At 58.2% G+C, this 12,919-nt stretch carries 6 protein-coding genes; all 6 read right to left on the bottom strand.

The genetic code is table 11. The annotated features are described in order from the left end of the window. Window positions 1-200 precede the first annotated feature (200 nt). The 6 genes from RR51_RS03955 to flgK all read right to left on the bottom strand — a co-directional run bounded on the left by RR51_RS03955 (window position 201) and on the right by flgK (window position 12,911). Window positions 201-1,136: a ketoacyl-ACP synthase III gene (locus tag RR51_RS03955; protein WP_039612685.1), complete on the bottom strand. Its 936-nt coding sequence runs from the start codon at window positions 1,134-1,136 to the stop codon at window positions 201-203. A gap of 287 nt (window positions 1,137-1,423) precedes the next feature. Next, on the bottom strand, window positions 1,424-2,806 hold the full coding sequence (locus RR51_RS28880) for a class I SAM-dependent methyltransferase (protein WP_082044643.1): 1,383 nt from the start codon (window positions 2,804-2,806) through the stop codon (window positions 1,424-1,426). Between the two features lie 46 nt (window positions 2,807-2,852). Next, window positions 2,853-5,579, bottom strand: coding sequence for a glycosyltransferase (locus RR51_RS03945; RefSeq protein WP_039612684.1), 2,727 nt, complete (start codon window positions 5,577-5,579; stop codon window positions 2,853-2,855). A 54-nt stretch (window positions 5,580-5,633) separates the two neighbouring features. Then, the gene (locus RR51_RS03940; protein ID WP_039612683.1) at window positions 5,634-9,191 is read right to left on the bottom strand and encodes a glycosyltransferase; all 3,558 of its coding nucleotides are present in this window, start codon (window positions 9,189-9,191) and stop codon (window positions 5,634-5,636) included. A 92-nt stretch (window positions 9,192-9,283) separates the two neighbouring features. Continuing rightward, window positions 9,284-10,867 (bottom strand): flagellar hook-associated protein 3, encoded by a 1,584-nt coding sequence (locus RR51_RS03935; RefSeq protein ID WP_039612682.1) that lies wholly within the window; start codon window positions 10,865-10,867, stop codon window positions 9,284-9,286. A 13-nt stretch (window positions 10,868-10,880) separates the two neighbouring features. Continuing rightward, the gene (gene flgK, locus RR51_RS03930) at window positions 10,881-12,911 is read right to left on the bottom strand and encodes a flagellar hook-associated protein FlgK (protein ID WP_039612681.1); all 2,031 of its coding nucleotides are present in this window, start codon (window positions 12,909-12,911) and stop codon (window positions 10,881-10,883) included. Window positions 12,912-12,919 lie beyond the last annotated feature (8 nt).

The following is a 12,919-nucleotide window of genomic DNA, read 5'->3' as shown; positions in this document are numbered from 1 at the left end:
TTCGTATTAGTTATCGTCGTCAGGGCTGTTTGCTTTAGCGGATTTTGGAAAAAAATTACTGGCCTCGTGCCAGCCCAATAAAATCAAGGAGTTGACGCCAGAAGACTGACGTATCCTTCATGCTGGGTTAGCGGGCAACTGTGTAGGCGCACTAAAAAACAAACGCCGCCAAACGGCGGCGTTTGATACGGCTGTGAACGTCAGTCGCAGCGCTCGATGATTGCAGAACCCCACGACAGCCCGACACCAAAACCGCTCAGCGCGACGCGCTTATGCTGCGAGCCGAGCACGTGCTTTTCCAGCAGCAAAGGGATGCTCGACGACACGGTATTGCCAGTCTCGACCATGTCCTTGACAAATTTCTGCTTGTGCGTGCCCTCGTCGAAACGCGCCGAAACAGCATCGACAATCGCCGCACTGCCCTGATGCAGGCAATACAAATCGATGTCCTCAGCCTTGAGATCACTGGCTTCGAGCAGTTGCTGCAGGTGGGCAGGCACCTTGACCAAGGCAAAGTTGTAAACCTGGCGACCATTCATGAAGAACTTGCCGTCAGTGGTGCGCAGATGCTCAGCACCTGCACCGTCGCTGCCAAACAGCGACTTACCCAACTGCCAGGCAGCGCCTTCGCCCATCCAGGTGGCAGTGGCGGCATCACCGAACAACATGGTGGTATTACGGTCTTCGGGGTCGACGATCTTGGAGTAAGGGTCGGCAGTGATCAGCAGGCCGTTCTTCAGGCCCGCCGCTTCCATGAAACCTTTCATCGCATACAGGCCATAGACATAGCCCGAGCAACCCAACGAAACATCGAAAGCGGCAACGGCGGTCGACAGGCCAAGCTTGTGCTGAACGATAGCAGCAGTGTGCGGCAGCCCTTCGGCATCACCGTTCTGGGTCACGACGATCACGGCATCGATAGCTGCCGGGTCGAGCGATGGGTTGGCAGAGAACAGGTTCTTTGCAGCTTGCACGCACAGGTCAGAGGTTTCCTGAGCGTCATCTTTACGCGGCAGGAAGGTCGAGCCGATCTTGCCAAAGATGAAATCCTGGTCTTTGCCGAATTTTGCGCCTTGGGCGTAGTTGTCTACCCCTTCAGCCGGCACGTAACTGGCGATACTTTTAATGCCAATCATATGGCTTCCCAATTCTGAAAAAGCAAAATGCCTGCTGAGCACCACGAGCGCCTGCCGGGGAAGGCACAGCTTCTGGCAACGCGGTTCATTGGCTCAGCCGTTCCCGGTTGTGGCAATCATAACAGTGAAGATGCTTGCCGTGACTTCCGAGTCACGTGCTTTTGTCGAATCGCAGGGAGCGAAGGCAGCGGCGCCCACCCAATGCACGTTCAATCTGTGCATTGGGTGTGACGCAGGATCAAGGGGAACGTTTCAAGCCGATCGCCCCCACCTTGTGAAACCCCGCGTCAGTTGACGACTGCTCTGAATACATACTGCAACGGCAAGGCATCCTGCACCGCCACTTCCGGGTCCGATCCTGCCGCCGCCGCCATGGCATGGATAACCGGGAGATAACGTTCGCGGTGAGGCTCATCGAACACCCGCGGTATGCCCGACTCCACCGTCAAACCTGCCTGCGCGAACATTTCCAGCATGGTAGCAAGGGTAAACCAGCGGATATGCGTCCTGTCGAACAGACCCGAGTCTTCATAGCGGAAGTCTCCGACACTCAGGCGAACCTGAACACTCCAATGCTGCGCATTAGGGATGCATGCCACGATACTGGTGCCTGGCGCACTTGCCTCGCGGATCTTGCTCAACAACTGCCACGGATCGTATAGATGCTCCAGCACATCGCCAAAGACCCAGCAGTCAGCAGCAAGATCAGTTGCCAGAAGATCCGCAGTCACTGCTTCGATATTCATATCCAGAACACGGTCACAGTGCTCCCTGGCCAGCTCTGCGTATCTGGGCTCGATCTCGATTCCGGTGTAATGCACATTCGGGTTCAGCTTCTTGTACTCACGGGCGAGCGCACCAGAGCTGCAACCAATTTCCACCACACGTCTTGCATTAGTTGGCATCAACTTCAGAAGATCGGGATTGTGACGCTGATGGACCGGCGTTTGGCTTTGCACACTTTTCTCCTGAGTTTTTTTATCACGCTGCTCGTCATACTTGTCCAAATAGCGGCGATAACCCTCTCGCCAAGTGGGCGTACCGAATGCGCCCCCACTTTCATGTACGACGCTTAGTGGCCATGTTCCCATGCGCAGCCCCTTCGCCTCTGCCTGACGGCAGAAATCCATATCATAGAAATGGAACTGGAATTGCTCATCGAAACGCACACCAGCCTGCACCAGCCGCTCACTGTCAGCAGCCAGCAGCAGCCCGTCCAGCAGCTTGCAAGGCTGCGGAGCCGGCCCGAAATTCGAGACCGCGCAAGGGAAACTGCTGCCATGCCCTACAGCGCCACTCAGGAATCGTTTCTCATCCCAGGTAAACCTATCGTCGACAAATGCCCAGGCTGGCTGGCCCTCGATGCGGCGCGTGTTGCCTGCGAGCCCGATGACATCGAAGGCTTCAACCCCTTCCCTTAACCGATCCCCCCACCAGTAGTCGCAAAGGTGGACGTCATCATGCACAAACACCAGGATTGCCGGGGCCCCCTTGGCTTCCTCAATGGCACGGTTGTAGAGGGTCGACAGCCCTTCCTTGTTTTCTGCATGAAGCACCAACTCCACAGGATTGGATGCCTGATGGATCTGCAAGGACCGCCCCAATGCAGTTTTGGTCGGGAAATCCTCTCGGGACTCACGGGTCCCACAAATAATTCGAATAGGTTTCATGCGGCTATCTGTCAATGAGTAGTTGATAGGACATCACGACACTGGATCACAACGCTGCCAACCAGGCCGGCCCTGTACCGGGCATCACCCCTTCATCGAAAGCACGCCCAGTGAAAGCATGCGGCCAACGTTCGCTCAGCGCCTGGGCGACTTGTGTGTCACAAGCCGACTCACGCTTGACGAGCACCTGAGCCTGTGGCGTCCAGACCACCATCAAACCTGTCTCCTGCACACGCAGGGCAAGGTCGATATCCCCGCCCGTCACACCCTGCAAACCACCCACTTGCTCGAACAGTTCCTTGCCCAACATCAGGCAGTCGCCCGAGACGGCAGAGCAACTACGAACCGATTGCTGCCACAACTGATCTGCACTCAACCATGGCTCATGCACCCTTGGGCCATCGAGCAGTTGATAGCCTGCATGGGTCAGCGTTGCACCCGAGGCATACAAGGCTCCCCCGACGACACCCACCTCCGGGCGCTGGACTTCATTGAGAAGGCCTTCAAGCCAAGCCGGGCTCATCACCTCGCCCGCTTCGGAGAACAACACCAGATACTCGCCCCGAGCCTGGCTCGCGACCAGGTTCAGCAAGTCGTCATGCGAGGCGCCGGGCTTTCCCGTAAACAACCGCACTCGACTGCCTGCCCCCTGGAGCGGTTCGCCTTCGGAGCGTTCAACATCACCCGCGCAGGCCACCAACACCTCATAACGCGGATAACGGGTGCGTTGCACAATACTGGTCAAGCAAGGCTGGAGCGCAGCAAGCCCGTCTGTGCTGGCGATCAGGATACTGACCAACGGCGTAGTGCCATGACGGTAATCCATACCCAGGCCCGCCGCCCCCCGCTCACTGACATGGGCACCGTAACCTAGCTGCCTGAGGTGCCGCTCCAGAACCGTAACGGCCTCTTTGGTCATGGTTTCTGGCGACTGGTCGCCCAATACCAGATAGTCATCCAGATGAGCCAGGCTGGCCACACCCTGGGCTTCCACAAGGCGCAGCAGCAGGTCGAACTCCAGAGCTTGGCGCAGGCTCTCGCTGTATCCACCCAGTTCAAGCACTGCTTGGCGCCGCACGAGCCAGTGTCGAGACATCAATCCGGGCTGGCTGCGCAGCAGGTCCAGGTTGGCACCTGGGCGCGCCACATTGTGCAGCCGCCCCTGCTCATCGCGCTGTACCTCATGGGCACAAATGGCCTCGCAGGCAGGCGACTGGCCCAGCTCCAGCAGCAGGTGCAGGAGTCCGCCAGCAAGCAATTGCTCGCCAGCGTACAACAGCATCAACCACTCGCTTGGCAGTTGGCGAACAACCTGGTTCAGGTGAGCAACCCAGTTTTCTGGCGTGACCTGAACGAAATGCAACGTGTCTTGAGGTGTCGTGATCACTGGCGGTTTACCAGCCTTGAGCACCCACAGCTTGAAGTTGCGCGCGCCACTGGCCAGCACACTGTCGAAAGTAGCCTGCAGCCCCGCATCATCATTGGCCAAGTCCAACACCACGAAAGCGATCTGTAGCGGGGGTGCTTGCTCCAATTGCTCCAGTACTCGCCGACGAGCGTCATTGTCCGGGGTCATGCTATCGAGCAATTCGAGCAACTGACCTGACGGGGTCCCGGCCAGCCCCTGCTCAGGAGAAAGCGCCGGAACCTTGGCCAAGCGCTGGCGCCAGTCCTGAAGTTCACGCACAGGACGCGCGTCGCTGTTTGCAACCAAAGTATCGGCCAAACGCAAGCACACTTCGCGATTGAACAGGCCCAACGCCAGCGCTTGCCAATAGCGCTGCTGCAAACTGTCAGGCGTATCATTGGCGTGCACTTGCAACAGCTCGCGCTGACGTACCCAGGCGCCTTCCAGTGCGCGGTAATGCTGCGCGCCAGCCGGCCAGGCATGACACAGAAACTCCAAGTCGACCAAACTATCGAACAAGGCAGCGTTGTAATACGGCAACGCTACATACTGCTGTGGTGCGAACACTCGCTCAGGCGCAGCCGTGACACTTTTCCAAGCAGACGTAAACAACAATGGCTCTTCGGATGCGCCATATGTGTTGCGCACGAACCGGTTGAGCAAGTCGAAGTCGTCGCTGCAAAGGCCAGCGCCTGCCGAGTCCCATTCACGCAGCGTACGTACTGCTAATGTCAGTCGCTCCTCCAGCTGGGCCGCAGACAATGGACACACTACATACTCACTCACTACATCGGTTTGTTCGAGGCGCTCGATCTCGCCCTGCGCCAGTAGCGCATAGGACAACGCCACACGCCAGGCAAGGAAATCCACCGCCTCCGGCAGAAGGGGCAAAACAGCCTTCAGAGCCGATACCCGCAACACGGCACGCCAAGCCTGCTGGGCAGCTTGGGCATAGCATTGCAAACGGCCATGGGCGCTCTGCTCGCCCGAAGGCAACAGCGCCAAACCGACCTTGTGATAAGCCAACTCGCAATTGCCTGCGGTATAACCCAACGCATGCCCTTGCGCACCAATCACGTGGGAAGCCGTTTGCAAATGGGCCGCTGCATTATCCAAAGCCTCCGGCAGGACGAAGTCGGCGTCCAGGCTCAGCACTACCAAGGGCGTAGTTACCTGATGCAGGGAGTGCAACAACCGTTCCAGGCACACCTCACCGGTACTGCCCGCTTGCAATGGTTCTAGCGCCACGCAAGGTACGCCTGCTTCGCTGTAGTAATACTGAGCACGCACACGGGTGTCGGCTTGTTCGTGACCAAGCAGGAGGACAGTTACATCACTGCGTGTCCCAGTAGTGATTACGCTCATAAAGCACCTGTTTCAAATGATGTTTTAGCGCCCGGCCCCGCCAGGCGCCAGAGTTCAGTCGGCAAGCCAGGCATTGGCCCAATGCTGGAGATGACGTGGTGCAAGTACGTAGTCGCGCAATACCGCTTCTCGAAGCTCATCTCCCTGACGGAAGCTGGCACCGGGGTCAGCAAGGTGCATACGAATGGCATCCAGCCATAATTCGGTTGTGTTGGCACGGACCCGCGTGCAGGGCAGATAGCCGTCGTAGGCCTTGGTGTCAGTACAGATCACCGGATAACCGCAAACACCGTACTCCAGAAGCCGTAAATTGCTCTTACAGTCGTTGAACAGGTTTTGTTCAAGAGGCGCCAGAGCGAGGTCGAGGTTGAGGCTGGCCAGCTTGCGCGGATACTGGGCCATGGGTACACCCTTATGGAACTCCTTGATATAGGGACGCAGCATTTCCGGACACATGCCAAAAAATACCCAGTCGACCTCATCCGCAAGCGCTCGGACAACACCCAGCATAAGCTCCAAATCACCACGATGGCTCGTGCCACCCGCCCAGCCCACCCGCGGCCTTGCGCTTGTCTGGCGCTGGCTGGAGAGGCCTGCCCACAACGAAGCAGCCAACATGTTCGGAACGACGCGAATGTCGTGGTGCAAATGCGACAACGCGTCTGCCAATGGTTCAGTGGACACGACCAGTCGATCGCACAACCCGATCGCCCGCCCTAACAGTTCACCGACATTTTTTGGCCAGTTACGAGCATGGTCATTTTTTTCAGACGGTTCGATTACGTAATCGTCAATTTCGAAGATTCGCCGTGCATTGGAATACTTCTTGATTTCAGCGATTTCCTCGATGTTCTCGGCGGAATAGCGCAATTGCAGGATCATCGCGTCCGGACTTTCCCGCTCGGCCGTAATGGGCTCGGCTACCTGGTAACTAATCCGCCCCTGAATCCAGCCAGCTCGCTCCAGCTCCGAGAACGGTTGTATGACCCTATAATGCCCGATCGCGAGCGTATTGAATGGCAGCGCCAGAACCGACGGCATCGCGCGCGCAATAAAAGGGTCCCAGCCAGTGCGCAGACCCGGCTCGAGCCTGAAGCCCCCCTGCTTGAGGCTCAGGTTCTTGTTAAAGGCCGGGTCATTGGCGACACTGGCCAGCCAGCGCCGGTAAAAGGCCTGTTGATCAGCAGCTTCCTTGCCTGATGCGCTCGAATGCATCCGGGCCACTCTCGAAAAAGGTGTCCAGACCACAAGATAGCCTGCTTCACGCACCCTAAGGCAGAGATCTGCATCGAACCAGCTTTGTTGTAGTGCTCGCGTATCCAGGCCTTGAAGCTCATTGAACAGCTCACGCCGAACCAACAGGCAATCCAGGCTCAGCGCACTCCAGTTCTGCACAAGACGCGACCGGCCGAGGTAGCTTTCGGCATCCGCCGCATTGCCCGCAAACGGATTACCCGCAGGTCCGCGTAGCCCCAGGACCAATGCGCTGGGGGCAGCGGTGCCATCGCGGGCGTATAGTTTTGGCCCGACTACACCCACCTCCGGGCGCTGGGCCTGACTCATCAGCTCATGCAACCATTGCGCGTCAAACAGCGCACACCCGACATCAAGCAACAAAAGATAGTCACCGTGAGCTTGTTCACTGCCCAGGTTCAAGCTTGCCGCCCGTCCCTGTACCCCCACCTCAAGCACACGCAACTGGTCACTGCCCATCCCCTTCATCGCAGTCAGCCAGTCACGCACTTCGGCAGGTTCATCACCGTTGGCGATCAACAACACTTCATAGTTGCTGTAATGGGTGTGTTCAAACAGCGATTCGACGCAACGGCGCAAAGTGAGCAGATCGCTGCCAGCTTGAATCAGGATAGAAACACTGGCGGGAAGCGCATGCTGATAATGCACGCGGGTTGCCATGCTATCGGCAACAGTTTCTACTTCAGCAGCCACCCCCATGCGCTTCAAGTGCGCACGCACCACATTGGCGGCATGGGTTTGCACTGCAGGGTCATTCATCCAGTCAGCATATGTACTCTGACTTTGCACCAGCAATTCAGGGATATGCCCGATCGCTTGCAAACCATGGGTTTCGACCAGACGCCAGAGCGCATCATGTGGCGCCAGGCTGCCGAACTGCGTGTCAAAACCGCCAATGGCACGCACCGCCTCACAGTTGAACGCCAATTGACGGCCTACGTAAGGCAAGCTTCGCATCAGATCCAGATTGAAATCGGGCTTGAAGATCGGATGACTCGATTCACGCCCATTGAAAGCACCTTCATCGCTGTAAAGACACAAGCTGCCAGCGTTCAATGCCATGCGTTCAGCCATGATCACCAATGCGTGGGGATGAAGGCGATCCCCCGCACGCAACAGAACGATCCAGTCAGCCGAGGCATCGCCCAACTGAGCATTCACATTGTCGAAGCCATCACCATCGCGAAGTTGGTACTGCACGCCTGCAACCGTTGACAAGGGTAGTTCGCAGCTGCCTAGCACTTGAATACCACTGGCAGCATAGGACTGTGCAGCCAGGCTATCGAGCGTGGCACGAAGGGCAAGCTCTTCGCCGTCGTCGCAGAACACCACCGGCATGATACGAGGCCGGCTTGGCCACTGGTCGATTCGCTTGGGCAACAGGCGCTGTTGCCCCTCAGACAGTGAACGAGATTCCAGCCACTCAGCGTACAGCTCTGCAAAGCTGAGGCTTTGAGTGCCTACCTGCTGATGGAAGGAAGCGATTTGCCGGTTGGTGAAGTTACGCATGTCCAGCTCTCGCCACACGTCATCGACACCGCCGCTGTAGAATGCCATCGGCAAGTAACGCACCCACCCTACGGCAGGCTCCTGCTCCCCGGTGCGCGCGGCCAACATCTGCTGCAACCACTCAGACTCGACCTTGGCCGCCTCAGTCATCGCCACGTGATGGCTGAGCCTTCCGGCATGAATCCGCTCGATACTCAGCACCTGCTCAAGGCTGGCCAGATGCCCACGACGCAGCATGCAAATGTACAAAGCCATGTCCAGACGCGCACAGAACCCCTGCCCATCCTGCACCAGCGTCTCCAGGTACTCTCCCACCTGGGCACGACGGAAAAGCGCATGACTGATACCACCAAACAAGTTTGATGTACTCTCGGCAATGCATGCCAGCAGGTCTGTACCGTAGAGCACGGAAGTGGTCGGGGCGACCACCGCATTGAGCGCCCGGGAGGGCAACAGAATGTCATCGGCATCGCAGACCAGCCGCTGGCTGATCACCATGCTCACCTGCTCATGATCACACAGCACCTTTACCTGATGGCTAATGCACTGAGTCATCAAGAGGTCATCATCGCAGAGGAACTTGACCAGCTCTCCTGAGGCGTAGCCTAGGCATGCCAGCATGTTCCGGGCGAACCCGAGACGCACTGGGTTGCGCACGTAACGCAGCAGCGCTGACGAAGTCTTGCTCAGCTCGTCACAAATCGTCTCGATCTCTTGACCAGGGCTGTCGTCGCAAACAACGACTTCCAGATTCGGATAGTCCTGGTTGAGCACGCTGCTCAACGTGCGACGGAAAAATGCTGGGTTGAACGCTGGGATGGCGATGGAGACGAGGGGCTGTGCGTTCACGCGTTGCTCACTTAGCGATAAAACATTCAATGCCACGAGGGACGTCAAGGCGGCACACTGCTTGCGGGCCGCCTAGCACGATCAAACCTCGATCAGATGTAGTTGACCAACGACAGCCCCGCGATTTTCGCGTAGGCCTGCAATGAAGCCTGCAGCATGTTGGATTGCATGTTCAGACGCAGCATCACCTCAGCCGGGTCGCTTTCACGGATCGAACTTTGGGTCTTGGTATTTTCAGCGCTTAGCGCTTCGTTGGTTTCGGCCTGCACATCCAGCGACTGGCCACGACCACCGATCGCACTGATCGACGAGGACACCTGGTTGATGCCGCTTGCGACGTTACCTATTGCCGAATCCAACGATGCCAGGAAGTTCTGCCGTGCAACCGGGTCGCTGTCTACCGGCGTACTCAAGGCGGTACGCAGCTTGCTGATGGTATCGAGCACGTTCTGGGTCTGGTGGGTATTCACCTTCACCCCAAAAGAATCCCCCGAGCTCGGCGCCCCCGACAGCTCGAAGCTCACACCCGCAGCCGTTGCAGTCGTACCGTTAGGCCCGCCCAGCGAGCCTTGTGCTACCGGACGGCTGTCGTCAGTGACTGGCGACGCGTACAGCTCGAACGTCGAGCTGCTGGTGAACTTGAGCACAGCACCGCCTGCCGGGAAGGCAGCCTTGTAGGCATCCTGGTCGGTGATGGTCGCACTCGTCACCTGCTCGGAGGAGGTATTACCCGGGCTGCGGGAACCAGAAACCTCGTCGGCCTTGGAGCTCAGGTTGAACGTATGCCCTGCGATAACGGCATCTTCGTTGCCCTTGTCGCCGTCCTTATAGTTAACCTCCAAGCGCAGATCGACACCGCGGAAACTGATGCCGGTGTTTTCCGCATTGGGGTCGAACTTGCCGCCCTGGCTGGCCTCTAGCGTGACGTCATTGCCGTCGGCGTCGGTGATCTTGTATTCGGTGCTGCTGAGGAACTCGATCGTGTACGGCTCACCGCTACGGAACCGGTCGTTGTAGGTCGAGCTACCGGAAACCTGGCCATTGGACAGGTTGATACGGCCATCGTCGGTTGCCGGCGCAGTCAACTGAGTCTGGGTGCGACTGGTATTGATCGCCTGCTCAAAAGCGTCATAACCGGTCTCGTTGGCCGCCAGGCTGAGCATGTCGCCCACCTGCAGGTTCAGCTTTCCTTGGTCACCCTGATAGCTGTAAGTGCCATCGGCATTACGCACGTAAGGCGGTGTATCGCCCTTGGAACCCGAGAATATGTACTTGCCGCTCTCGTCCCGGCTGTTCATCAGGTTGAACAGTTGATCCTCCAGCGAAGCCAGTTCATCCGCATTGGCCTTGCGATCCGCGTCGGTAAACGCGCCGTTACCAGAGCTGATGGCCAGTTCGTTGACCCGCTGCAAAACATTGCCAATCGAGGTCAGCGTACTCTCGGCAGTACCCAACGCATTACGCACATTGACAGTATTGGAGGCGTACTGCTTGAGCATGTTCTGCTGCTGCTCAAGCTGCAACAGGCGTGCTGCACCCACCGGGTCGTCCTTGCCGGAGCGCACACGAATGCCATCGCTGGCCTCCTGCTGGCTCTTCACGGTATTGGCGAAAGTGCGCTGATAGTTGGCACTGCTGGTGTTGTAGAACTGCGAAGTAGAGATGCGTACGCTCACGATCTACGGCTCCTTAAAGACTGTTGATCAAGGTGGCGAAGGTTTCCTGGGCCGCCTTGATGATCTGCGACGACGCGGTGTAGTACTGCTGGAACTTGACCAGGTTGCCGGTCTCTTCATCGATCGACACGCCCGACAGGCCGTTGCGGCTTTCCACTGCCGAGGCATGCAGGGCAGTGGTGGCATCGCTGTCCATCTGCGCCTGGCCGGCCTTGCCACCGACGTTGGAGACCAGCTTGGCGTAAGCATCGGTGAAGCTGATGCCCTTGCCGTTGGCACCCACCTCTATCGTGGATTTGGTCTGCAGATCGATCACCGACTGGGCGTTGCGATTGTCCGACGAGCCTGCGCCAGTCAGCGCCACGGTATAGCTGTCGCCGTTCTGCGGCGCGCCGGAAACACTCATCTCGAAGGTGAAATTGCTGCCCAGCGAGTTGCCGTTGCCATCCACCATCGGCACCGATAACTGCAGCTTGTTCTCCTGACCCGGCACGATGGTGCCGCTGCCGATCTCGGTACCCTTGGCGTCGTACATCTTGTAGGCCTGGGGTGAACTGGTGTTATCGCCGAATACCAGCTTGACCGGGGTAGAGTATTTCAGGCCGGTCTGTAGCTGCGAGCGCTGGGTGGCATCGTAGATGTCCATCTCAGACGTCAACGTCGGCTGGGTAATCACGCCGGTACCCTTGTTGCCAGAGCCACTGGTGGCGGTCAATGGCGCAGACAGCGCCAGACGCTTGGGGTCGGTCAGCACGGTGTCGATGTTCGCTGCTGCATTGCGCGTCGGGGTGATCTTGAAACTGTCACCGGCGCTCAAGGCGCCGCCGTTCAGCGCAAGGCTGAAACCGTCGATCACGGGAGCCGGGTCGTCGTCGAGGCTGTAGGTACCCATATCGGTACCATCGGGCAACTTGCGCACGGTGTACTGCTTGTCGCTGGTGAAGGTCACCTGGTAATCGCTGGTGCTCAGCTTGCCGGTGTCCTTTATGGTCACGTCCAGGTTACCGGAGCCGGCGCTGTTGCCAGTCTTGGCGACACTGCGCTGGCTGATGGCCGCGGCACTGTTGATATCACCGAACAGGGTGGCACCGAAGTCACCGTTCTTGTCGATGCCTTGGGCCAGCTGGCTGTTGATCGCATCGGCTACTACCAAGGCCACGCGACCGAGCTCGTTGAGCGCCGGGTCGAGGGTATCCTTGCGGTAGCGGATCAGGCCGCCGAGCTCACCACCGGTAGTGGTACTGGTGATGTCCATTTTGGTCGAGCCGCGATTGAGGATCAGGCTCATGCGGGTTGGATCGGTCGCGCTCGGTTCCACCCCCAAGGTCTGGGTGGTCTTGCCCAGCACCAGGGCCTGGCCATTCTTCAGGTAGATATCGTAGTTGCCATCACGCTCCACCACATCGGCGCCAATCAACTTGCTCAGCTCACGCACAGCGCCATCGCGCTGGTCGAGCAGGTCATTGGGCTGGCCAGAAATGGAGCTGACGCGGGAAATCTGGTCATTGAGATCAGCGATGGTCTTGGTCAGGTTGTTCACCTGATCGGCGATCGACACCATGTTGGCATTGATGTCGCTGTTCTGCTGGTTGAGTTGCGATGACAGGGTATTGAAACGCTTTGCCAGGGACTGCGCGCTGGACAGCAGCAACTGACGCGAAGAATCTTCAGCCGGCTTGGCCGCAGCATCCTGCATGGCGCTGAAGAAGCTTTTCAGTGCAGCAGTGATACCGGTGTCGCTACTCGACAGGGCGGTATCCAGCGGCGTGATCTGGTTCAGGTACGAGGTGGCATCGCTGCTCAGCGAGGTGGTGCTGCGCAGCTGGTTCTCGAGGAACGCGTTATAGACCCGGCGCACATCCGCCAGGGTAGTACCGCTGCCGATGAACACCTGGCCGACTTGTTGCCCGCCCTTGGTCTTCTGCACGTTCTGCTGGCGCGAGTAGCTTTCGACATCGGCGTTGGCGATGTTGTTACCGAGGGTGTACATCCCCGATTGCGCGGCGCCAAGCCCCGACATACCAATGTTGATCAGACTCGCCATGGTTCCAT

Source organism: Pseudomonas sp. C5pp, from assembly GCF_000814065.1.
Taxonomy (GTDB): Bacteria; Pseudomonadota; Gammaproteobacteria; order Pseudomonadales; family Pseudomonadaceae; genus Aquipseudomonas; species Aquipseudomonas asiatica.
This window is presented reverse-complemented; position numbering and strand designations above follow the sequence as displayed.

Coding starts and splice junctions, on each gene's coding strand:
- flgK (WP_039612681.1), bottom strand. CDS start 12,911: ATGGCGAGTCTGATCAACATTGGTATGTCGGGGCTTGGCGCCGCGCAA.
- RR51_RS03945 (WP_039612684.1), bottom strand. CDS start 5,579: ATGAGCGTAATCACTACTGGGACACGCAGTGATGTAACTGTCCTCCTG.
- RR51_RS03955 (WP_039612685.1), bottom strand. CDS start 1,136: ATGATTGGCATTAAAAGTATCGCCAGTTACGTGCCGGCTGAAGGGGTA.
- RR51_RS28880 (WP_082044643.1), bottom strand. CDS start 2,806: ATGAAACCTATTCGAATTATTTGTGGGACCCGTGAGTCCCGAGAGGAT.